The 19,675-nt window shown below is 69.9% G+C and carries 26 protein-coding genes and 1 tRNA gene; 10 read left to right on the forward strand and 17 right to left on the reverse strand.

Annotation, left to right across the window (positions count from 1 at the left end; translation table 11 throughout):
- Positions 1 to 4: 4 nt before the first annotated feature.
- A complete protein-coding gene (locus J2753_RS12170) occupies positions 5 to 859 on the reverse strand; it encodes a transcription initiation factor IIB (protein WP_209492328.1) in 855 nt (284 codons plus the stop codon).
- Positions 860 to 1,028: 169 nt separating this feature from the next.
- Here J2753_RS12170 and J2753_RS12175 point away from each other — a divergent pair, with 169 nt between their 5' ends.
- The gene (locus J2753_RS12175) at positions 1,029 to 1,526 is read left to right on the forward strand and encodes a DUF7858 family protein (protein WP_209492329.1); all 498 of its coding nucleotides are present in this window, start codon (positions 1,029 to 1,031) and stop codon (positions 1,524 to 1,526) included.
- Here J2753_RS12175 and J2753_RS12180 read toward each other — a convergent pair.
- From J2753_RS12180 to J2753_RS12210, 7 genes are all read right to left on the reverse strand, one after another.
- Positions 1,523 to 2,308: a ParA family protein gene (locus tag J2753_RS12180; RefSeq protein WP_209492330.1), complete on the reverse strand. Its 786-nt coding sequence runs from the start codon at positions 2,306 to 2,308 to the stop codon at positions 1,523 to 1,525. The two genes, J2753_RS12175 and J2753_RS12180, sit on opposite strands and share 4 nt — an antisense overlap.
- Before the next feature lie 60 nt (positions 2,309 to 2,368).
- The gene (locus J2753_RS12185) at positions 2,369 to 2,791 is read right to left on the reverse strand and encodes an HIT family protein (protein WP_209492331.1); all 423 of its coding nucleotides are present in this window, start codon (positions 2,789 to 2,791) and stop codon (positions 2,369 to 2,371) included.
- A gap of 43 nt (positions 2,792 to 2,834) precedes the next feature.
- Positions 2,835 to 3,701 (reverse strand): ribose-phosphate diphosphokinase, encoded by an 867-nt coding sequence (prs, locus tag J2753_RS12190; protein ID WP_209492332.1) that lies wholly within the window; start codon positions 3,699 to 3,701, stop codon positions 2,835 to 2,837.
- A 52-nt stretch (positions 3,702 to 3,753) separates the two neighbouring features.
- Positions 3,754 to 4,614, reverse strand: a complete 861-nt coding sequence (locus tag J2753_RS12195; RefSeq protein ID WP_209492333.1) for an HVO_0234 family beta-propeller protein — start codon at positions 4,612 to 4,614, stop codon at positions 3,754 to 3,756.
- Positions 4,615 to 4,662: 48 nt separating this feature from the next.
- Positions 4,663 to 5,355 (reverse strand): type I 3-dehydroquinate dehydratase, encoded by a 693-nt coding sequence (locus J2753_RS12200; protein ID WP_209492334.1) that lies wholly within the window; start codon positions 5,353 to 5,355, stop codon positions 4,663 to 4,665.
- A gap of 87 nt (positions 5,356 to 5,442) precedes the next feature.
- Positions 5,443 to 5,784, reverse strand: a complete 342-nt coding sequence (locus tag J2753_RS12205; RefSeq protein WP_209492335.1) for a PemK-like protein — start codon at positions 5,782 to 5,784, stop codon at positions 5,443 to 5,445.
- Positions 5,781 to 6,140, reverse strand: coding sequence for a MarR family transcriptional regulator (locus J2753_RS12210; RefSeq protein ID WP_209492336.1), 360 nt, complete (start codon positions 6,138 to 6,140; stop codon positions 5,781 to 5,783). The genes J2753_RS12205 and J2753_RS12210 overlap by 4 nt, the downstream gene beginning before the upstream one ends.
- A 150-nt stretch (positions 6,141 to 6,290) precedes the next feature.
- On the opposite strand from J2753_RS12210, the gene J2753_RS12215 reads away from it, so the two are divergent.
- From J2753_RS12215 to yjjX, 3 genes are read left to right on the forward strand one after another with little or no spacing between them, the layout of a single operon-like run.
- Complete coding sequence (locus J2753_RS12215) at positions 6,291 to 7,466, forward strand: PQQ-binding-like beta-propeller repeat protein (RefSeq protein ID WP_209492337.1); 1,176 nt, start codon at positions 6,291 to 6,293, stop codon at positions 7,464 to 7,466.
- 39 nt (positions 7,467 to 7,505) lie between these two features.
- Positions 7,506 to 8,255, forward strand: a complete 750-nt coding sequence (locus tag J2753_RS12220; protein WP_209492338.1) for a helical backbone metal receptor — start codon at positions 7,506 to 7,508, stop codon at positions 8,253 to 8,255.
- A 47-nt stretch (positions 8,256 to 8,302) separates the two neighbouring features.
- The gene (gene yjjX, locus J2753_RS12225) at positions 8,303 to 8,818 is read left to right on the forward strand and encodes an inosine/xanthosine triphosphatase (protein WP_209492339.1); all 516 of its coding nucleotides are present in this window, start codon (positions 8,303 to 8,305) and stop codon (positions 8,816 to 8,818) included.
- On the opposite strand, the gene J2753_RS12230 is transcribed toward yjjX, so the two are convergent.
- A complete protein-coding gene (locus J2753_RS12230) occupies positions 8,812 to 10,689 on the reverse strand; it encodes a flippase-like domain-containing protein (RefSeq protein ID WP_209492340.1) in 1,878 nt (625 codons plus the stop codon). The two genes, yjjX and J2753_RS12230, sit on opposite strands and share 7 nt — an antisense overlap.
- A gap of 244 nt (positions 10,690 to 10,933) precedes the next feature.
- Here J2753_RS12230 and J2753_RS12235 point away from each other — a divergent pair, with 244 nt between their 5' ends.
- Positions 10,934 to 11,185, forward strand: coding sequence for a DUF7123 family protein (locus J2753_RS12235; protein ID WP_209492341.1), 252 nt, complete (start codon positions 10,934 to 10,936; stop codon positions 11,183 to 11,185).
- 1 nt (position 11,186) lies between these two features.
- Here J2753_RS12235 and J2753_RS12240 read toward each other — a convergent pair whose 3' ends face one another.
- Both J2753_RS12240 and J2753_RS12245 read right to left on the reverse strand, forming a co-directional pair.
- Positions 11,187 to 11,483: a zinc ribbon domain-containing protein gene (locus tag J2753_RS12240; protein ID WP_209492342.1), complete on the reverse strand. Its 297-nt coding sequence runs from the start codon at positions 11,481 to 11,483 to the stop codon at positions 11,187 to 11,189.
- Positions 11,484 to 11,534: 51 nt separating this feature from the next.
- Positions 11,535 to 12,143 carry a winged helix-turn-helix transcriptional regulator gene (locus tag J2753_RS12245; RefSeq protein ID WP_209492343.1) on the reverse strand — a complete coding sequence of 203 codons (609 nt, stop codon included), beginning with the start codon at positions 12,141 to 12,143 and terminating at the stop codon, positions 11,535 to 11,537.
- Between the two features lie 101 nt (positions 12,144 to 12,244).
- On the opposite strand from J2753_RS12245, the gene J2753_RS12250 reads away from it, so the two are divergent.
- Complete coding sequence (locus J2753_RS12250; RefSeq protein ID WP_209492344.1) at positions 12,245 to 12,433, forward strand: DUF7312 domain-containing protein; 189 nt, start codon at positions 12,245 to 12,247, stop codon at positions 12,431 to 12,433.
- A 39-nt stretch (positions 12,434 to 12,472) separates the two neighbouring features.
- On the forward strand, positions 12,473 to 13,384 hold the full coding sequence (locus J2753_RS12255; RefSeq protein WP_209492345.1) for a PhzF family phenazine biosynthesis protein: 912 nt from the start codon (positions 12,473 to 12,475) through the stop codon (positions 13,382 to 13,384).
- A gap of 224 nt (positions 13,385 to 13,608) precedes the next feature.
- Here the strand turns inward: J2753_RS12255 and J2753_RS12260 are convergent, their stop codons facing one another.
- A complete protein-coding gene (locus tag J2753_RS12260; protein WP_209492346.1) occupies positions 13,609 to 13,779 on the reverse strand; it encodes an HVO_0758 family zinc finger protein in 171 nt (56 codons plus the stop codon).
- 80 nt (positions 13,780 to 13,859) lie between these two features.
- Here J2753_RS12260 and J2753_RS12265 point away from each other — a divergent pair, with 80 nt between their 5' ends.
- Positions 13,860 to 15,068: an MFS transporter gene (locus tag J2753_RS12265; protein WP_209492347.1), complete on the forward strand. Its 1,209-nt coding sequence runs from the start codon at positions 13,860 to 13,862 to the stop codon at positions 15,066 to 15,068.
- Positions 15,069 to 15,123: 55 nt separating this feature from the next.
- Entirely contained in the window at positions 15,124 to 16,305 is a 1,182-nt protein-coding gene (locus J2753_RS12270; protein ID WP_209492348.1) for a 3-dehydroquinate synthase II, read from the forward strand.
- A gap of 73 nt (positions 16,306 to 16,378) precedes the next feature.
- Here the strand turns inward: J2753_RS12270 and J2753_RS12275 are convergent, their stop codons facing one another.
- The 4 genes from J2753_RS12275 to J2753_RS12290 form a co-directional block, all read right to left on the reverse strand.
- Positions 16,379 to 16,567: a hypothetical protein gene (locus J2753_RS12275; protein WP_209492349.1), complete on the reverse strand. Its 189-nt coding sequence runs from the start codon at positions 16,565 to 16,567 to the stop codon at positions 16,379 to 16,381.
- A 243-nt stretch (positions 16,568 to 16,810) separates the two neighbouring features.
- Positions 16,811 to 16,892: transfer RNA gene (locus J2753_RS12280), tRNA-Ser, on the reverse strand.
- A 27-nt stretch (positions 16,893 to 16,919) separates the two neighbouring features.
- Positions 16,920 to 17,126, reverse strand: coding sequence for a hypothetical protein (locus tag J2753_RS12285; RefSeq protein ID WP_209492350.1), 207 nt, complete (start codon positions 17,124 to 17,126; stop codon positions 16,920 to 16,922).
- Positions 17,123 to 17,503 carry a RidA family protein gene (locus J2753_RS12290; protein WP_209492351.1) on the reverse strand — a complete coding sequence of 127 codons (381 nt, stop codon included), beginning with the start codon at positions 17,501 to 17,503 and terminating at the stop codon, positions 17,123 to 17,125. The genes J2753_RS12285 and J2753_RS12290 overlap by 4 nt, the downstream gene beginning before the upstream one ends.
- Positions 17,504 to 17,585: 82 nt before the next feature.
- Here J2753_RS12290 and J2753_RS12295 point away from each other — a divergent pair, with 82 nt between their 5' ends.
- Positions 17,586 to 18,452 (forward strand): hypothetical protein, encoded by an 867-nt coding sequence (locus tag J2753_RS12295; RefSeq protein ID WP_209492352.1) that lies wholly within the window; start codon positions 17,586 to 17,588, stop codon positions 18,450 to 18,452.
- Here J2753_RS12295 and ilvA read toward each other — a convergent pair.
- A complete protein-coding gene (ilvA, locus tag J2753_RS12300) occupies positions 18,449 to 19,660 on the reverse strand; it encodes a threonine ammonia-lyase (RefSeq protein ID WP_209492353.1) in 1,212 nt (403 codons plus the stop codon). The two genes, J2753_RS12295 and ilvA, sit on opposite strands and share 4 nt — an antisense overlap.
- Between the last annotated feature and the right edge of the window lie 15 nt (positions 19,661 to 19,675).

Raw genomic sequence — 19,675 nt, forward strand, 5'->3', positions numbered from 1 at the left:
TCGATCAGTCCTGCAGCGCCTGATACGTGGTTCGGACGGTGACGGCCGTCACGTCAGCGACCTCGGCCGCTTCGGTTTGTGTGACGGGCTCGTTTTCCTCGCGGGCAGCGAGGTAGACGGCGCCCGCGGCGACGCCGCCGGGGTTGCGGCCGTTGGCGTGGCCCGACTCGACTGCCTGCTCGGCGTGGTCACGGGCCCGGCGGCGGACCGCCTGCCCGAGATCGAGTTCGCTCGTGAACCGTGCGACGAACTCCGCGGGGTCGGCGGCCGCGACCGGGAGACCGAGTTCGCGGTTCAGCGCGTCGTAGGCCGCGCGGTGTTCGTCGGCGGTCGCCTTCGCGGCGTCGACGACCTCCGAGATCGTGCGGGAGACGCCGGCCACCCGGCAGGCCGCGTACACCGCCGCGCTGGCGAACCCCTCGATTGAACGCCCGCGAAGCAAGTCCTCGTTCTGGGCGGACTCGAACAGCGAACAGGACTGGTCGCGGATCCGGTCGGGCAAGGAGAGCGCGCCCATCAGCCGGCGGATCTCCGTGAAGCCGTACACCTGGTTGCGCTCGCGCTTCGAGCGGATCTGCGTGCGACGGTGCTGCCGGCGCAGGCGCGACCACTTGCGGCTCTTCCCGCGGCCGCTGCGGCCGATCTCCGTCGAGAGCCCGCGGTCGTGTCGCGACCGGGTCAGCGGCGCCCCACACCGCGCGGGGTTGCGGTCGTCGTCCTCGAAGCTCCGCCACTCGGGGCCGCGGTCCAGCCGGTCGGTCGATACGATCAGGCCACAGCTCTCACAGACGGTCTCGTCGCCGTCGGCGGTCAGTCGCCCCTCACACTCGGGACAGCCAGTAGAGCGCGTCGTGCTCATACTCGAAGATCGGTCCCGATCGAATACATAAACCCGGGTGGTCAGCGGCGTTTCGACCCCGATCACCGCGGGCGAACCTACCGGTTATCGGTAGGTTATCAGCCCGCGATACAGCTCTGATAGTTCAATAGGGAAAGTTCTTAAACTATCCCGGGGAGAACCGTCTCGTATGACGCTCTCGGAGATCGCCGCCGGCATCGAGGTGACCGCCGAGCAGGAGGCCCGCGGCGTCGCCGCCGTCGACGAGACGGGCGCCGATCTGGTCGAACGCCTGCGGGACCACGCCGACGGGCTCCCCTGCACCCCCGAGGCGGCGGCGACGGTCGTCGAGACCCACGCCGCGGGCACCAGCGTGGGCGAGAGCGCGCGCGAGGCCGGGATCGCCCCCGTCACGGCCGCGAAAGCGCTGCATCGCTGTGGCGTCTCGGGTGTGACGCCGCTGTCACCGATGGCCCGCGAGGTAGTGCGGGACTGGCTGGCCGGCGACCTCTCGCGTGCGGACGCGCTGGAACTCACGGGCGCCAGCGAGGCGGAGTTCGCACTGGGAAGCTACATCGAGAGCCACGACGCCGATCCGGCACTCTCGGCCGCGGTGGCGGACGTTGGGAGTCCCGAGACAGAGGATCCGCTCACCGACGCCGTCGGCGACGCCGACGAGTTCTTCTAGCGGTCCGCGCCCAACGAGGCGACGGTTTCGACGATACCACCTTCGGCCAGCGGCAAATTCAGCGAGCGGTCGAAGACGGCCTCGGAGCTTTTCGCGAGCGTCTCGACACCCGCCTCGGTTTCGAGTCCCGCGGGCGCGTCGCCGGCGAACTGCGGGAGCACGGCGTCGGCGTCAGCTTCGGGGAACGCATTTTCGCCTGCACGGTCGACAGCAAACACGGCGTCCGCGTTCGTCCCCACGTCCTGCAGCCGGCCGCGGGTCATCTGGGCTGCGTCGACACCGCGCTCGATGGCGGGCGCGACGACGGCGATCCGGTCGGCGGCCGTGACCGCCGCCACGGCGGGGTTCGACCCGAGCGGCGGCGTGTCGATCAGCACGCGGTCGAACTCCGCGGCGGCCTCGTCGATGCGGCGCTCCAGTTCCTGAGCGGCCTCGGCGGTCTTCGCCCGAGCGAGGCGCTCGAACGGCGCGCAAGCGGGGAGGCAGGCGATCCGGCCCCGTTCCGGCAGGTCGGCGGCCTCGAGCGCGCTCGCGTCCCGGTCCGGGTCGTAGTCGGTCAGGCCGGCCGAGAGCGGTCGCTCGCTCGCGTCGGTGACCAGCGCCGTCGCGTCCGGGTCGATCCGCCCCGGGAGATGGCGAGAGAGCCCCTGTGTGTCGTAGGCGGCGTCGAGAACGGCCACGTCATCGCCGGCGGCCGCGAGCGCGGTCGCGAGTTCGAGACAGCTCCGGGTCGTGCCCGCGCCGCCGGTCGCACCGACGAGCGCCGCAGTCGTGACTGGCATGCTATTGGTTTCTCGCGTTCTGCCTGAAAAACTCTGTGTCGTGGCGTGAATCGAACCGGCTCAGGCCTCGCGGATCGCGTCGGCGATGTCGTCGAGTTCCGCGTCGCTCGGCTGCTCGCTGTCGGGGTTGATGGCGTGGAACGGGCCGCCGCCGTCGCCCTCGAACCGCGGGACGAGATGGACGTGAGTGTGGGGGACCTCTTGCCCTGCCGCCTCGCCGTCGTTGATCCCGATGGAGACTGCGTCGGCGTCGACGGCCTCCTCGACGGTCGCCGCGAGTTCGTGGACCGCGCCGAACAGTTCGGCGGCCTCGTCGCCGGGCACGTCGTTCAGCCGCGAGTAGTGCTCTTTCGGGATGACGAGCGTGTGGCCCGGCGCCAGCGGGTTCGCGTCGAGGAAGGCGAGCGCGTGGTCGGTCTCCGTCACGGTGCGGCCGGGGATGTCGCCGGCGACGATGCGACAGAAGATGCAGTCTTCGGCCATGCGGGGGTGTTGGGTTCGTCGGGCTATGAAGGTAGGGGCCCGCTCAGACCAGATCCGCGAGCGCCGGCGCGACCGAGACGGCCGACACGTCCCGTTCGACGGTGTCGGTTCCCCAGATGCCGGCGAGGCCGGCGCGTTCGAGCTTCGTCCGGGCGTTTCCGACGAGCAGCGGATGAACACAGACCACGAACGCGCGCCCCACCTCCCGGGTGTGGAGCGCGTCGATGGCCTCGCTCATCGTCGATCCAGTGGCGACGATGTCGTCAACGAGGACGGCGTCGCGGCCCTCCACGTCGGCGTTCCCGGGCGAGATTTCGACCTCGCCGGTGTCGTAGTCCCGCTCCTTCTCGAAGTAGTCGGCCGTGCCGCGGCCGTAGGCGTCGCGGGCGCGCTCGGCGATGTCGACGGCGCCCTCGTCCGGCGCGACGAAGACGGGGTTCTCGAGGTCCTCGGGGAGGGGTTCGGCGAGTCGGCCGGCGCCGCTGACGGTCTCACAGGGCGCGTCGAAAAACTCCGTAATGTTGGGTTCGTGGGGTGAGACGAGGATCACGCGATCAGTTCCGGTCGAGACGGCGCGGGCGACCGCGCGGGCCGAGATCGGCTGGCCGGCCTGGAACGCCTCGTCCTGCCGGCCGTAGCCCATGTAGGGGATGACCGTCGTCACCTCGCTCGCGCCGGCCTCGCGGGCGGCGTCCTGTAGCTGCAGCAGTTCGAGGTGGGCGTCGCTGGTGAGCGTCGACGCAACAACGACTGCTGGCTCGTCGGTCAGCGCCTCGGCGTCACCCTCCGAGAGCGCGGTACAGAGCTCACCGTCCGGGAACTGGTCGTAGCTCACCCTCGCGAGCGCGTGGTCGGTCGCCGCCGCCAGTCGCGCCGCGAGCGACTGGGAGTGCGAACCCGGGAGTATCATGGAGGAGGCTCGCGCCCGCGCCGGTAAACACGTTTCCGTTGGCCCCGGCGGGCTACTCCTCGCCGGGCCGTGGCGCCGCCACTGCCGCCTGCACGCCCGTCACGCCGACCCGGCGCGAACGCCAGCCGTTACCCGCATCCGCGAGCAGCGATCCGGACGCCGTCGCCGCCACGACGGCGTCGTCGGTGTACGCGAAGTCGGCGATGGGGTCGCCGGCCGGGAGCGCCAGTTCGCTCCACTCGCCGCCGCCCTTCTCGCGCCCCAGCACCGTCCCATCCGCAGCGACAGCGTGACCCCGGTCGCCGTCAGTCGAAACCGTCTCGAAGGGTTCCTTGCTGGCGACCATCCAGCCGTTGCCGAGTTCGTACAGCCCTGCCCCGGTCGCCGCCAGCGGCGCGCCGCGGGCCGCCACGTCCCGTGCGTCGTCGAGGCCGGCGTCGTCCAGGCCGGCGTCGGTGACTCGGTAGATCCCGTCCGCAGCGGCGACGAGGCGGCCGCGGAGCGCGCGCAAGTCGTCGACTGTGCCGAGAGATTCCCAATCAGTCGATTCAGCGTCGACTGGTCCGTCGTCGGTGATCGGGAGCCGCGAAATCTCGCCCGACTCGTCGGCGGCGACGAGCGCGCGGCCCTGTCCCTCGACGACCGCGACGGCCGTCGCCGGCCCGAACCCCGTCTCGCGGAACTGCTCGGGGTCGGCCTCGGGCGCGACCAGCGTCGCCTCGTCGGTCGCGAGCGCGAGCGTTCCGTCGGCGCCGACCGCCACATCCTGGGCGGTGCAGCGACGTTCGAGCCCGAACTCCCCCACTTTGTCCTCGGAGATCCGGGCGACGACCAGCCCTTGCTCGGCCGCGACGAACACCGGCGTCGGCGTCGTCGCCTCGTCGTAGACGCGCTTTTCCCTGATGGTGGGCATGGCCGGGGGTGGGGCCCCGTACCGCAAAAACGGTCCCCTCTTTATCTGTTACTGGGAGCGAAGCTGTGCGACCAAGTCGGCCAGCGTCTCGAGATCGTACTGCCCGGGCGCGGTGGCCTCCTCGGCGTGAACCGGCGCGTAGCCGATCTTCGAGCCGTAGGTCGGCGCGACCGCTCGGGTGTGCCGGCCGGCCTCGCCCATCGCCATCGTCGCCACGCGCTCGCCCGCGGCGTCGGCGGCGTGGGTCGCCGACAGCAGCGCCAGCGCGTCCTCGCGGTCGTGGGCCGTCACCGCCAGTTTCCCCACGTCGCCGGCCGACGCGGCCGCGGAGAGCAGCGACGCCATCGCGCGCTCGGAGGGGGTGCCCGCGAAGTCGTGAACCGAGACGACGACCTCGACGCCCAACGAGTCGGCCTGCTCGGCCACCGAAACTGCGCGCTCGTCCCGCCGGAGCGCCGCGAGTTCGAGGTCGACGGCGGCGACGGCGTCGTTCCCGAGCGCGGCCTCCAGCGCCTCCAGTCGGGCGGTCTCGGCGTCCACGGTCCCACCGTCGGCGTCGCCGCCCTCCCACTCGGGGCGGTTGGTCACCAGCAGCGGCAGCTCGCCGTCGTAGGCCGCGAGCTGGCCCAGCGGGTCGGTCGCGAGATCCATCCGGAACTCCACGAGGTCGGCGACGCCGCGGGCCGCGCGCTCGTCGGCGAGGTCGGCGGTGGCGGCGACGAGGGTGAAGGAGTCGAACACGGGCGAACGGAGGGGCGTGGGGGGTTTACAGATTCGGGGTCGGTGCGGTGTTCGGGAACCGGTGAACCGTACGGCAAAGCGAGCCGGCTAGGAGGAGATGTAGCCGGTCGACCGTGTCGTCACGTCAGCTACCCGTTCGTCGACGAGGGAGGGCATGTAGAACTCGACCTCCGCGGCACTGTTGAGCGTCGCGAGCGACCACGGGAGGGCGTGACTCCGTTCCCCGAGCGGGTCGCCTTCGTAGTCGTCGTCCCGAAGCGTGAGTGACTCCTCGTGGTATGTTTTCGTGGAGATGAGCACGGTGATGAGCTGTAAGCCGTGGTTGGGGAGTCGGGGCGTCCCGAGCACCAGCATCGGACGGCCCTTGTCCGAGAGCGGATCGGTCCCCCAGACGACATCACCGCGTTCCAGGTCATGGAACTCGGTCACCGTACTTCCTCCGTATCGTCGGTCCGTAGCTCCGCGAGACGCTCCTCGCCGTACCGTTCGTCCGCGGTCTCGAACTGCCGGTGGAGTCGATAGGCGGATCGAGGCCGTTCCTCGTCGTCCGTGATCGCCCAGTACGGGCGCTTGTGTCGTACGATCTCTCGCTCCTTCAGCCGCGAAAGGATCGCGCTAACGGCGTCCACATCCAGCCCGAGTCGTTCGGCGATCGTCGCCGCCTTCCACGCACGGTCGTCGTTCTCGTCGAGGAACAGCACGATCCGTTCGGTGTCGTTCCGCTCCTCGAACTCGTCGGCGTCGGCGTCCTCGAACTCGTCGATGTCGATGGTGCCGCTCGACATAGGCGGATGTTGGTTTTGTTGGGACATAGCTGTTTGGAACGTTTGTTCACCGGTCCGACACGCGTGGTTTGTCCGGCTGCAGCCGGGAGCGGAGCAACCGAACGCCACCGATCGCCGGGGCTAAGTGCGACTGCCCGGATCCACCGGTCGATGCCCTCCATCAGCCGCCGGCGCTACCTCACCGGCGCCGCCACCGGCGCGCTCGCGGCGACCGCCGGCTGCCTGTTCGACTCGTGTTCGCCCGTGGATCCCGGCACAGCGTGGTGGCCACAGACCCGCGGCGACGCCGGGAACACGAACGCCGCCCCCACGCTCCCGGCGATCACGGACGGCGAGGAACGATGGACCGTGGCGACCGAGGCGGCCGACCTGGCCGGGGTGGCTGCCGTCGGCGACGTGGTCGTCGCCGCCGGAGCGACCGCCCGCCGGGAGGCCGGCGTGCTCGCGGCGCTCGACCTCGACGACGAGGAGACCCGGACGGCGTACGAACTCGACCGGCCGGCGACCGGCACGCCCGCGCTGGACCGCGGCGTCGCCGTCGTCCCCGTGCTCGGCTCGTTCACCGACCCCGAAACCGGCGGCCTCGTCGCGGTCGATCTCTCCGAGTCGACCGAGCCCTGGCGCCACGGGACCGCCGGCCGGCCGAACCCGCCCGCGGTCCACGGCGGGGCCGTCGTCGCCAGCAGCGACGCCGGCGACGTGACGGCGCTCGACGGCGACGGCGGCGAGGTTCGCTGGAGGCGCTCGTTCGGCGATGACCGCCAGCGCGCGCGGATCCCCGCGCCGCCGGCCGTCGACGGCGAGCGGGTGTATCTCTCTGCAGAGGGGTCGGCCGCGGAGGGGATCTACGCGCTGGACCGCGGGAGCGGCGAGACGGCGTGGTCGATCCCGGGGCCGTCGATCCCACACGCGCTGGTCCGCGCGGCGGATCTCGTGCTGGCGAGCTATCGGCGGTACGAGGTGGCCGCGTTCGACGCCGGAAGCGGCGAGCGGCGGTGGTCACAGCCGATCCACGGCGGGCGGCTGTTCCCGCCCGCGGTCGCCGAGGGGCGCGTGATCAGCGCCGGCCGCGAGCGCGTCGTCGCCCTCTCGCTGGCGGACGGAGGCGAACAGTGGACGCGGGCGTACTCGGTTAGCGGGGCGCCCCTGCTCGTCGGCTCGACGGTCATACTCCCGACGCGGGACGGGCTTGTCGGCCTCGACGCCGCGTCGGGCGACGAGCGGTGGTCGGCCGACGGAACGCCGGGCACGGGGTACATGCCGGTCGAGAACGGCCTGCTCTCCACGGACGGGGACAGCGTCTCGCTCCGGACGAACTGCGGCTGACGCGGGAGTGTTTTCCCCCGCCGGCACGGAACACGGGTAATGCGACTCGTCTCGCTGGCGCCGAGCGCCACGGCCACGCTGGCGGCGACGGGCGCCGCCGACGAACTGGTGGGCGCGACCCATCACTGCGGCCTCGACGGCGTCGAGGTTGACCCGAAGCGCGTCGGCGGCTGGCTCAACACGGATTTCGACGCCGTCGCGGCGCTCGACCCGGATCTCGTCCTGACGAGCGACCCGCTCCAGCGCGAGACCCGGGACGCCCTCCGGGACCGGGGGTTGGCGGTCTACCACGCCGAACCGGGGACGCTCGACGATGCCGTCGACGGCTTCGCAGAATTGGGCCAAGCGGTCGACCACGCCGACGCGGGCGAACGGCTCGCGGCCGACGCACGCGAACGCCTCCGCGCCGTCCGCGAGGCCGTCGCCGACGAGTCCCGCCCGACCGTCTACTGCGAGGAGTGGGCCGATCCGCCGATGGCTGCCGGGAACTGGGTACCCGAGGCCGTCGACGCCGCCGGCGGGCGCTACCCGTTCGTCGATCCGGGCGAGCGCTCCGGCGAAGTGAGCCGGGAGGAGGTCGGGGCCGCCGATCCGGACTACGTGATCCTCCACCCCTGCGGGAAGGGCGACCGCGCAGACCCGTCCGCGTTCCGCGAGCGCGGCTGGGCGCCCGACGCCGCGGTCCACGTCGTCGACGACTCGCTACTGAACCAGCCCAGCCCCAGACTGATCGACGGCATCGAGCGGCTGGCAGGGATTCTGCACGGCGTCGGCGCCGACGCGACCTGAGGCGCCGGAGCCGCAAAGGAAACGTCCCCCCGGCCCCGAGCGAGCCCATGCGAATCGCTGTCGGCAGCGGCAACCCGGTGAAGCGACGCGCGGTCAAACAGGCCGCCGAGACGACCCTCGACGCCGAAATCGAGGCCGTCCCGGTCGACTCGGGCGTCTCCGAGCAGCCACACGGCCGCGCGGAGACCGTCGAGGGGGCGAAGAACCGCGCCGCGAACGCGCTTGCGGCCGGCGAGTACGACCTCGGCGTCGGCCTGGAGGGCGGCGTCGCCGAGGTGAAGGGCGCCGATGGCTTGTTCCTGATCATGTGGGCCGCCGTCACCGACGGCGAGCAGGTAGGACTCGGCTCCGGGCCGGCGTTCCGGCTCCCGGTGGAAATTGGCGACCGCGTGGCGGCGGGGGAGGAACTCGGCCCGGTGATGGACGACGTACTCGGCGAGGACGACGTGGCGAAAAAGCAGGGCGCAGCAGGCGCGCTCTCGGGGGGAATCGTGGACCGCGACGAGGCGCTCGCGGCGGCGACGGGGGCAGCGATGGGACCGTTCGTGACCGAGCGTTACTGAGCGGTCGGCTCCTCGACCGTCTCCTCGTCGACGTCCTCTGTCTCCTCCACTGCGGTCGTCAGCGAGACGTTCAGCGCGAGCATCGAGACGCCGCCGCCGATCATCGTCACCACGTTCTTCAGGAAGTGGTCGACGATCGCCGCACCGATCGCGACCGACGCCGTCACCGGCGTCAGCCCCGCGACGAGCAGGGTAAAGGCCGCCTCGTACAGCCCCACGCCACCGGGGCTCAGCGGCAGCACCTTCGCGAGGTTCCCGACCGATACCGCGAAGAAACAGATCGTCACCAGCGTCGCGGCCTCGAGGCCGGTGTCGAACGCCGCGAGCACGAACACCGCCGTGATCACGTCGAGCGTCCAGATCACGAGGCTCGTGGCGCCGACGCGGGTGAACGCCTTCGGGTCGCCGCCGACCTGCTGCACGTCGCCGACGAACCGCTCCAGAGCGCCCGCGACGTACTCCGCGTAGGAGTCCGAGGAGAACCGCTCGACGAGGCCGCGGATGCGGTTTCGATCCGAGCGGGCCGAGAGCACGATCCCCGTGACGGCGGCGATCGCGACGACGGCGATCCCGACCGCGACGATCACCGCGATCTGGCCGCTCTGGGACGCCCCCGTCACCGACTGGGCGACCCGCGCCAGATCACCCGTGGCGGCGTAGCCCAGCAGCACCAGTCCCGCCAGGACGGTGATGGTGAGCAGGTCGAACACGCGCTCGGCCGCCAGCGACGCGAACCCCGAGGGGTAGGGGATGCCGCGGCGGGCCTTCACGACGTACGCCCGCACCCCGTCGCCGAGGCGGGCCGGGAACACGAGGTTCCCGGTCTGGGAGATGAACACCGCGCCCGTGAGGAAGCCGAGCCGTTCGGAGAATCCCAGTTCCGCGAGGACATCGCGGTAGCGCAGCCCCCGCAGCGGCCACGAGAGCGCGTACACGACCGCCGCGACCGCGATCAGCGTCGGGTCGGCGTCGGAGATACGGTCGAGCACCGCCCGGTAGTCGATGTACAGCGTCGAGAGCAGGAACGCGATCAGGACCAGCAGCGCGCTGGCGCCGAGGGTCACCCACTTGTTCAGCCGCGGCTGGACCGATAGCTGCCACCAGGTCCGGAGGATCTGACTCCCCATCCCGAACACGTCCCGGACGAGGTCGACCTTCGAGTCGCCCTTCGGCTCCCAGTCGACGGGGAACTCCTTCACCCGGAACCCCGCGCGCTGGGCGCGCACGAGCAGTTCCGTATCCCAGAACCAGTGGCGGTCCTCGACGTCCTCGTGGACTGCCTCGAACGCCTCCCGAGAGATAGCCTTGAAACCGCATTGGTGGTCCTGGAGGCCGGTGCGGAGGAACAGGCGGACCGCGCCGTTGTACCCCTTCGAGGGGATGCCCCGTTTCGCGGGGCGGTCGGCGACGTTCTCGGGCATCCAGCGCGATCCCGTGGCGAGGTCAGCATCACCGTTGTGGACCGTGTTCACCAGCTCCCCCAGGTGCTTCATGTCGGTCGCGAGGTCCGTGTCGAAGTAGACCAGCGTCTCGCCGTCGGCGGCCTCGAACGCGCGCTCCAACGCGCCGCCGCGGCCGAGTCGCTCGTCGCTGTGGAAATGCCGGACCGCCGCGTTCTCGGCGGCGAGTCGGTCCGCGATTTCGGGCGTGCGGTCGTCGCAGCCGTCCTCGGCGACGATGACTTCGAACGTCCCGGGTTTGAGGAACGCGTCCAGCGTGTCGAGGGTCGTGTGGACCGTGTTCTCGATGGTCGCCTCCTCGTTGTACGCCGGGAGCACGACGCTGACCGCCACGGCATGGCGGTCCAGCGTCGGCGTCGTCGACCCCGCCGCTGTCTCGGCGGCGTCGCTCCCGTCGGCGGGGTTGCTCATGCCCGACGTTGACCGGGGCGCGGGTAAGTAGCTTCTGAAGGGCTACAGAACGGGGCCGGACGGCGACGACGGCGGGGGGGTGTTCGGAGCGCGTCAGCGGGCCCGCTGGGCGTTAACCGAGCGTACCTCACGGCTCGCTATCGGCAGCGCCAGCCACCGCCATGAAGCAGAAAACCGCCCGAGGGGACCGGAATTAATCCGACGTACCAAACGCATGAAGTGGGAACACTCCCTGTACAGATGTATGAGCCACGCAGGCGTGTCGGCGACGCCGGTCGATCTCTCGGAGAAGCAGACCCGGATCCTGAACCACCTGCGGGAGGCCGCGGGCGAGCAGACGTACTTCAAGTCCCGGCTGGTCGCCAAGGAGTTGGACATGACCGCCAAGGAGGTCGGCGCCAACATGCGGGCGCTGCTGTCGACCGACCACGGCCTCGAAATCGAGAAATGGGGCTACTCCTCGGGCACGACGTGGAAGGTCACGCCGGCCGAGTAGCTCAGAGCCGCCGGGCACAGCCCTGACAGTAGCGGTAGGCGGGGTCGTTCTCGGTGCCGCAGTGCTGACAGCGCGTTTTGCCGTCAGTAGCGGCCTCGGTTCGGGCGGTCGCCGGGCCGCTGTCGCCGAGTTCCCGCCGGTAGGCCGCGCCGTCGTCCTCCTCGCCGCCCCAGATCTCCGCGCCGGTGTAGTCCGGCGCCTCGTCGATCTCGATACGGTTCATCATGAACCACAGCAGCGGCACCTGCGCCGCGATGGGCACCACGAGCAACAGCCAGAGCAGGGCGTTGTCGGGCACGGCTGAAAAATACGTAGCTGCGACCTTAGCGTTTGGGACCCATCAGCACGATTACGGGTCGTAGCTGATCAGATCCGCCGCGTCAGCCGCCAGCGCGTCGGCGCCGGCGTCGAAGGAGTCGGCGTAGCGAACGAGCAGGGAGAGCAGCGTCTCCGGTTCGGAGAGGGTGTAGCCGTCCTCCCGGGAGAGCAGGCCGGCCTCCGCGAGCGCGGCGGCGTGGCTGCTGACGGTCGCCCGGGAGACGCCGAGTTCCTCGGCCAGATCGGCGCCGGTCGCGTCGGGGGTCCGGAGCAACGTGATCACCATCCCCCGCGGGGTCGAGCGCCGGAGGTAGCCTAGCGCCGCCTGCTCGAACTCGGAAAAACGGCCCGCCGGGAAGAACCGCCGGTAGTCGCCGTCGCGCCGGGAGACCAGCGTCCCCTCGGAGGCCAGCCGCTCGACGTGGTGCTGGGTCTCGCCGGTGCCCAACTGGAGGTCGTCCCGGAGTTTCGAGAAGTGCGCGCCCGGCGTGGCGACGACGTATCCCGCGATGGCGTCGCGGGTGTCGCTCCCGCCGCCGGCATCGCTGTTGCCGCCCAACGCGGCGAACGGCGCGGCCGCGCCGGCGGCCGCGAACCGCTTGAGCGTGGCCCGCTTCTCTTCGTCGATGCCGCGTGTCACGCATTCGCTTGCGTGGCTCGCGGACAAAGGGGTTTCGACAGCGGGGGCGCCGACACCGAGACCCACAACGGCTTTCTGCCGGCGCACCCTCGATACGGGCAATGAGTGACTCCCCCGAGGCGTTGGCCGACGACGAGTGGGCGGTCAGCCTCGACGACCTGGAGGGGGACGACGAGGCGTCGATGCAGGAGGTCGAGCCGATCGAGCCGGAGTCCCCGACGCTCGAAGGCGTCGCGTTCGTCGTCCTCGGCGTCATGCTGACGCTGGTGGTGCTGCTGGCCGGGGTCTGACCCCGTCACGACTAAACCGACCCAGCCCGAGATCGGGGCATGGAGAGCTACCGGACGCTGCTCGTCGACGCGTTCACCACGGAGCCGTTGACGGGCAACGCCGCCGGGGTGGTGCCCGACGCCGACGGCCTGAGCGAAGAGCAGATGCAGGCGATCGCCCGCGAGCTATCGGTCTCCGAGACGGCCTTCCTCATGTCCTCGACGGAGGCCGACCGAAAGGTCCGCTACTTCTCGCCGACACAGGAGGTCGACCTCTGCGGCCACGCGACTATCGCCGCCCACGGCGCGCTGTTCGACGACGGCGCCATCGACGCCGGCACCTACACCCTCGAAACGCCAGTGGGCGTGCTGGATATCGAGGTCACCGAGACCGGTGCGGTCTGGATGACCCAGAACGCCCCGCAGATCTTCGAGGTCGACCTCGACTACGACGCCGCGGGCGCGGCGCTGGGGATCGACCCCGACGCGTTCCGCGACGTGGGCGCCGACCTCCCGCCGGCGTACGCCTCGACCGGCCTCCCGTTCCTGATGCTCCCGGTGAACTTCCTCGAGCATCTCTCGGGGGTGGATCCGGACATACCCGCCGTCGAAGAACTGGCCGAGAAGCACGACTGCGCCGGCGTCTACGTCTTTACCTTCGATGCCGTCGGCCGGAGTCAGGACTCGACGCTTCACGGCCGTGCGTTCGTTCCCGGCCTCGGCATCGACGAGGACCCCGTGACCGGAACCGCATCCGGTGCCTGCGGTGCGTATCTGGACCATTTCGCGGCGTTCGACGACGAGTTTCCCGAACGGATGACGTTCGAACAGGGCCACTTCATGGACCGCCCGGGCTACGTCGGCGTGCGCGTCGACGGCCGGACGGTGCAGGTCGGCGGCGACGCGGTGGTGTCGCTGGACGGGTCGCTGACGGTTCCGGAGTTCGAGGAAGACGAGATCATCGAAGCGTAACCAGTCACGTCGACGAGAGCCGCCGGCTCTCGTCTGCCAACCAGAAATTTCCGATTTCTGGTGACGTTGCCGGGAATCGCAGATTCCCGGCTGCCAGCCGGACGTAGTCCGGCGACGGCGCGTGACCAGCCGGCGACATCGTGTCGCCGGCACGGAGCCCATGCCGTGGCTGTGTGTAGGTCAACGACGACGAGCGACCTGCCGGAACGACGCGACGACGTTTCTCAGGGCAGTTCCTTCCACTCCTCACCACAGTCCGGGCAGATCCGGACCGTGTACACCTCGTCTGGCGGGTTCTCCGTCCCGAGGGTCTGTTCACACTCGGCACAGTTGAGCCGTTCGTAGGTGTCCTTCTCGAGTTCGCCGCTCCGGAGGCCCTTGCGAGTGCTCTGCATACGCACCGCTTGGGCGGCGATGCTTAAAAGGCCCCGCACGGATTCGGAACCCTTGAACACACCCCCGGCCAAGCCGGTCCGTGTCTCGCTCTCGGCTGTTCGGTGCGCTCTGTGGGCAGGTGTTCCTCGTCAACTTCGCGCGGGTGGTGATGGCGCCGCTGGTCAGCGTGTTCATGCTGGCGTTCGGCGTCGGGGAAGCGAAAGCCGGGTTCGTCGCGACGGCGGTCTGGATCGGCAGCGCCGCGCCGCGGATCCCGACCGGCTACCTCCTGACACGAGTGAATCGGCTCCCGGTCCTCCTCTCGGCGGGGCTGATCCTCGCCGTCGGCGCCGCCAGCGCCGCCGTCGCGAGCAGCCTCCCGCTGTTGATCCTCGGCGCCGGGCTATCGGGGCTGGCCTCCGGCCTCTACTTCGTCACCGGCAACACGTTCGTCAGCGAACTGTTCCCCTCCCGGGTCGGCCGGATGCTGGGCATCCACGGCACGGCAAGCCAGTTGGCCGCCGTCACCGCGGCGCCGGTCGTCACCCTCGCTATCGGCACGAGCGTCGACTGGACGCCGGTGCTGACGGCGCTCGGCCTCCCCGTCGACGAGCCGTGGCGGCTGGTGTTCGTCGCCCTCTCGCTCGCCGGGGTGACCATCACCGCCGTGACGTTCGTGCTCTCGCGGGGCGTCGAACTCCCCGACGCCGGCGCGAAAGATCGGGAGCTGCTCGGTGCCGCCCGTGCGGAGTACCCGACGATCCTGCTCGGCGTCGCCGTGATGGGGACGCTCGGCTTCGCGTGGCAGGGGATGTTCAACTTCTACCAACTGTTCATGGAGTCCCGCGGGATGTCGCCGGGGCTGGCCCGGAACTCCCTGACGCTCGTCTTCGCCACCGGCGTGCCCGCATTCACGATCAGCGGCTGGCTGGCCGACCGACTCCCCCGAACGAAGTATCTGCTGGGGATCGCTGGCTCCTTCGTCGTCGTCGTCCTCACGCTGACGGTCGTCTCCGGAACGGCCGCACTGCTCGCGGTCTCGGCCGTGCTGGGCTACACCGTCCACAGCCTGTTCCCGGCGATGGACACGTTCCTGCTCGACTCCTTCCCCGACCACAACCGCGGGAGCGCCTACGCCGTCTACAGCGGCACGATGATGGTCGCCCAAGCCCCCGGCTCGTGGGTGATGGGGTCGCTGGCGGAGGCCGGCGTCCCCTACGTGACTGCCTACCGGGGGCTCGCGCTGCTGGTCGGAGTGATGGTGGTCGGCATGTTCGCGCTCGAGCGCACCGGTCGGCTGCCGAACTGATCTCCCGCCCACACCATCCGCCACGTTCAAGCCACCTGCCCCAGAGAGTTCGGCCATGACGCGTTCGGTTTGGTTGAAAGCCGACGACACCGTCGGCGACTGGGAAGCACGGAAGCAACGGATCACCGCGGGGCTCGAGGCCGGCGTCGACTGGGTGCTGGTCGACGAGGCCGACGTGGGTCGCGTGCGCGAACTCGGTAGCCTCAACATCGCCGCGTTCAGAGGGAGCGGCGAGCGCGACGAGGAGATTCTCGACGCCAGTCAGGACACCGAACCGGACATCTACGTCGTCGGGAAGGAGGGCGAGGGCGACGGCACCGTCGATCTCCCCTCGGATTTCTCCGGGTCGGCGGACCTCACGACGCTGCGCCGCTCGGACGACCGCGCGCAGGCGTCGTACGTCCGTGTGTTCGACGAGGACTACGAGGAGTTCGCGGGGGCCGCCGCCCGCGACGCCGAGTACACCATCGTCGCCACCGAGGACTGGGACATCATCCCGCTGGAGAACCTGATCGCTCGCGTCGGCGAGGAGACGAACCTCGTGGCCGGCGTCGAGGACGCCGACGCCGCCGCCACGGCGTTCGAGACGCTCGAGATCGGCGTCGACGACGTCCTGCTCGACACCGACGACCCGGACGTGATCCGCCAGACGGTCGAGGTGCGCGACCGCAGCGAGCGCGAGCGCCTGGACCTGCGCTACGCCGAAATCCAGCAGGTCGAGGAGACCGGCGGCGCCGACCGGGTCTGCATCGACACCGGGTCGCTGCTGGAGGACGACGAGGGGATGCTCGTCGGGTCGCTCTCCCGCGGACTCTTTTTCGTCCACGGCGAGACCGCCGACTCGCCGTACGTCGCCTCCCGGCCGTTCCGCGTCAATGCTGGCGCGGTCCACGCCTACGTCCGCACGCCCGAGGGCGAGACGAAATACCTCGCTGAACTCCAGTCGGGCGACCGCGTGCAGGTCGCCGACACCGCAGGTCACACTCGTGAGGCCATCGTCGGCCGCGTGAAAATCGAGAAGCGCCCGATGTTCCGGGTGCAGGCCGAGGTGGAGGTCGACGGCGAGGTCGACGTGGTCGAGACGCTGCTCCAGAACGCCGAGACGGTGAAGGTGCCGACCAAGGAGGGTCGGACGGCGGTGACGGATCTGGAGGCCGGCGACGAGGTGCTGATGTACTACGAGGAGGGCGGGCGCCACTTCGGCGAGAAGGTCGAGGAGAGCATCATCGAGAAGTAAGCCAACCACGGCTGGCGACCTGCCGCGACGAGCGAAAAAGGACGATACCGCCGATCGGTGGTTTTCTGGCCGCTTACGACTCGATAGTCACGTCGTCGCCGCTGCCGACGCCGACGATGCGCTCGATCCGTTCTCGCGGGAAGCAGTGTCGTTCGGTCTCCCCGTCCTCCGGGGTTACCCGTGCGATCACCCACTCGTCGTGGACCTCGGCGTGTGTCGCCGAGAGGCTCTCCGTCTTGTCGACGAAGTCGATGACTGCCATACAGTGGATTCTGTTCGGGCAGATAGATAGAGTTTATCGCCGAATCGGCGTCGGCGGCGCCGACGCTCCTCGTTCGTTGTCGACGCGAAAACGCCAGGACTGGGATTTGAACCGATGGCGAGACGGTCCGGTCGCCTCGCGTTGCTCGGCGACGGGCTGCGACTCGCGTGTTCAAATCCGACAGCCGTTTCCGCAGTCGGTTCGCTCGTCGCGTCGCTCCTCACTCACGTTGACTGCGGAAAACGCCAGGACTGGGATTTGAACCCAGAATCCCATAAGGGAACACGCTTTCCAGGCGTGCGCCTTACCGTTCGGCCATCCTGGCTCAGCCGAACGTACCGCCCTGTCGGGGTTAAGTCCTTCCTTTCGACCGGAGTCGATGCTCCGTCACGTACGCCGTTGCGGCCGTGAGCGCGGCAACGACGACCGCGACGGCGCCGATGGCCGGGAGCGAGACGGGCAGCGGGGCGACCAGTAGCTGGTAGCCCTGCGCCGCCGTGAGGAAGGCGAGCAGCCCCACCGTCCCCCACAGCAGCGCCGACTTCGCGCGGGGCCTCACTCCACGCTGACGACGGCCTCGATCTCGACGCCGACGCCCTTCGGAAGCGCGCCGGCCTGCACGGCGCTCCGGGCCGGCGGCTCGTCGTCGAAGAAGCTCGCGTAGGTCTCGTTCATCTCGTCGAAGTCGTCGATATCGGCCAGAAAGACCGTCGTCTTGAGCACGTCGTCCATCGACGCGCCGGCCTCCTCGACGATGGCCTGCAGGTTCGAGAGCGACTGCTCGGCCTGGGTCGCGATGTCCGCGTCGTCAAGCAGTTCGCCGTCGGGCGTCATCGGGATCTGGCCCGCCGTGAACAGGGTCTCGCCGTTGGTCGTCGCCTGACTGTACGCGCCCACCGCGCCGGGGGCGTCGTCGGTGCTGATGGTCTCTTTCACGCCCCCTGATGGCGGCGGATCCCCCTTAATTCCCACTACCACGGGGCGACGCTTCAAGTACGAGGGCGCCCCAGCTGTGGGCGTGAAACGAACGCTCGTCCGAACCCTCCAGTTCGTGACCCTCGGCGCGGCAGCGCTGCTTGCGGTCGCGTTCCGGCGAGCCAAGAAGCGCGCCGAGGGCACCCCGCTCTCGCCGGTCACCGCCGACTGGTACGTCGGCCCGAACTTCGTCGAGCGCGAGGGACTGACGACCGGCGAGGAGCCAGCCGGTGAAGTCGCCGACGTGAGCCACTTCGCGGGCGAGGCGTTCGATCCCGACCGACTCCACCCCGAGGTGCGGCGCTTCTACGAGCGGACTGCCGACTACGAGATGCGCTACCGGGCGCAGTGGCACCGGCCGTTCCGGACCGGTGCCGCCGTCGCGAGCCGGTTCACCAGTCGGATCGAACAGCTGAATCTGCCCGCCCCGGGCGACGAGTCGTGGCACCGGCTGGAGAGCCAGTTTCTGGACATTGCTGAGCCGGGTTCCGTCGCCATCGACGACGACACCGTCGAGCCAGCCCGCGAGGACGTGCGCGCGTGGGTCCGCACCGACCCCGAGACGGGCGATGCGGTGTTCGTCGCGCTCTATGCGACCCATCACCGCGACGGCGACGGCTTCGTAAACATCTCCGTCCCCGTCCCCGCCGGCGGGGTCGACACCGTGTTGCGCCCGGAGAACCTCGCGGTCAGGGCCGACAACCGGACCGGGATCCGACTCACGACCGAGGCGGCAGGTGACCCGAGGCTCTACCTCCGAACGCCGCTCGGGTCGGTTGAGGTGCCGGGCGGCCAGTCGTTCGAGGTGTGGCCCGTCGATGAGGACGAAATAGCGCTACGAGCCACCCACGAGATGTGGCTCCGCGGGGCGACGTTCCTCAACGTGGAGTACGAGATCCAGCGGGCCTAAACGAGCATCTCGACCTCGTACCCCCGGGCCTCGAGGCCGGCGATCAGTTCGTCGACGTGGTCGTGGCCGTGGGTCTCGATGTCGATCACGATTTCGGCGGCGTTCATCGCGATATCCCGGGAGGTGCGGTCGTGCTGGACCGCGTAGATGTTGGCGTTGTGCTCGGCGACGATCTCGACCAGACGCTCCAGCGCGCCGGGGTTGTCCTTGAGCTCGGTCCGGATCTTGATGTAGCGGCCCATCTGGACCAGCCCCCGGACCACGACCGTCGTGAGGTCGTTCAGGTCGATGTTCCCGCCACAGAGCGCTGGCACAATCGTCTCGCCCTCTTCGTAGTCGAACGCCTCGGCGAGCACCGCCGCCATCGGCACCGCGCCGGCGCCCTCGACCATCGTCTTCGAGCGCTCGAGCAGGTAGGTCAGCGCCAGCGCGATCTCGTTGTCCGAGACGGTCACCACCTCGTCGACGCGCTCCTGGATGATCTCCCAGGGCTTCTCGCCGACCGAGCGCGTGGCGATGCCGTCGGCGATGGTGTCGACGGCGTCGATCTCGTGGCGCTTCCCCTTCTCCAGCGAGTGCGCGACGCTCGAGGCCCCCTCGGCCTGCACGCCGATGATGCGCACGTCGTCCAGTTTCTCCTTCAGCGCTGTGGCGATCCCGGAGATCAGCCCGCCGCCGCCGATGGGGATGACCACGGTGTCGACCTCGGGGCACTGCTCGGCGATTTCGAGGCCGATCGTCCCCTGCCCGGCCATTACGTGCTCGTCGTCGAACGCGTGGACGTACGTCCGGTCCTCGAGTTCCTCGATCTCGTGGGCGCGGGCCTGCGCGTCGTTGTAGTCGGTGCCGAACAGCACTACCTCGCCGCCGTACCCCTCGGTCGCCTCGACCTTCGCGATGGGGGCGTGCTCGGGCATCACGATCTTGGCGTCGACGCCCTCCCGGGTCGCCGCGAGTGCGACGCCCTGGGCGTGGTTGCCCGCGCTGGCGGTGATGACGCCGGCCTCCTTCTCGGCGTCGGAGAGCGTGGCGATCCGGTTGGTCGCGCCCCGGATCTTGAACGATCCCGTGCGCTGGAAGTTCTCCAGTTTCGGGTACACCTCGGCGTCGGTCATGCGCGAGAAACTGTGGGAGTACTCCAGCGGGGTTTGACGGGCCACTGTCGAGACCCGGTCGCGGGCCGCTTCGACGTCGGCGAGCGAGAGCATACCGGCGGAAATCCG

The sequence above is a fragment of the Halolamina salifodinae genome (assembly GCF_017874235.1).
GTDB classification, from domain to species: domain Archaea; phylum Halobacteriota; class Halobacteria; order Halobacteriales; family Haloferacaceae; genus Halolamina; species Halolamina salifodinae.

What these genes read in the sequence shown, in the direction of transcription:
- J2753_RS12230 (WP_209492340.1), bottom strand. Translation starts at nt 10,689, where the DNA reads ATGAGCAACCCCGCCGACGGGAGCGACGCCGCCGAGACAGCGGCGGGG.
- J2753_RS12195 (WP_209492333.1), bottom strand. Translation starts at nt 4,614, where the DNA reads ATGCCCACCATCAGGGAAAAGCGCGTCTACGACGAGGCGACGACGCCG.
- prs (WP_209492332.1), bottom strand. Translation starts at nt 3,701, where the DNA reads ATGATACTCCCGGGTTCGCACTCCCAGTCGCTCGCGGCGCGACTGGCG.
- J2753_RS12270 (WP_209492348.1), top strand. Translation starts at nt 15,124, where the DNA reads ATGACGCGTTCGGTTTGGTTGAAAGCCGACGACACCGTCGGCGACTGG.
- J2753_RS12250 (WP_209492344.1), top strand. Translation starts at nt 12,245, where the DNA reads ATGAGTGACTCCCCCGAGGCGTTGGCCGACGACGAGTGGGCGGTCAGC.
- J2753_RS12180 (WP_209492330.1), bottom strand. Translation starts at nt 2,308, where the DNA reads ATGCCAGTCACGACTGCGGCGCTCGTCGGTGCGACCGGCGGCGCGGGC.
- J2753_RS12260 (WP_209492346.1), bottom strand. Translation starts at nt 13,779, where the DNA reads ATGCAGAGCACTCGCAAGGGCCTCCGGAGCGGCGAACTCGAGAAGGAC.
- J2753_RS12255 (WP_209492345.1), top strand. Translation starts at nt 12,473, where the DNA reads ATGGAGAGCTACCGGACGCTGCTCGTCGACGCGTTCACCACGGAGCCG.
- J2753_RS12185 (WP_209492331.1), bottom strand. Translation starts at nt 2,791, where the DNA reads ATGGCCGAAGACTGCATCTTCTGTCGCATCGTCGCCGGCGACATCCCC.
- ilvA (WP_209492353.1), bottom strand. Translation starts at nt 19,660, where the DNA reads ATGCTCTCGCTCGCCGACGTCGAAGCGGCCCGCGACCGGGTCTCGACA.
- J2753_RS12210 (WP_209492336.1), bottom strand. Translation starts at nt 6,140, where the DNA reads ATGTCGAGCGGCACCATCGACATCGACGAGTTCGAGGACGCCGACGCC.
- J2753_RS12215 (WP_209492337.1), top strand. Translation starts at nt 6,291, where the DNA reads ATGCCCTCCATCAGCCGCCGGCGCTACCTCACCGGCGCCGCCACCGGC.
- yjjX (WP_209492339.1), top strand. Translation starts at nt 8,303, where the DNA reads ATGCGAATCGCTGTCGGCAGCGGCAACCCGGTGAAGCGACGCGCGGTC.
- J2753_RS12235 (WP_209492341.1), top strand. Translation starts at nt 10,934, where the DNA reads ATGAGCCACGCAGGCGTGTCGGCGACGCCGGTCGATCTCTCGGAGAAG.
- J2753_RS12275 (WP_209492349.1), bottom strand. Translation starts at nt 16,567, where the DNA reads ATGGCAGTCATCGACTTCGTCGACAAGACGGAGAGCCTCTCGGCGACA.
- J2753_RS12175 (WP_209492329.1), top strand. Translation starts at nt 1,029, where the DNA reads ATGACGCTCTCGGAGATCGCCGCCGGCATCGAGGTGACCGCCGAGCAG.
- J2753_RS12220 (WP_209492338.1), top strand. Translation starts at nt 7,506, where the DNA reads ATGCGACTCGTCTCGCTGGCGCCGAGCGCCACGGCCACGCTGGCGGCG.
- J2753_RS12170 (WP_209492328.1), bottom strand. Translation starts at nt 859, where the DNA reads ATGAGCACGACGCGCTCTACTGGCTGTCCCGAGTGTGAGGGGCGACTG.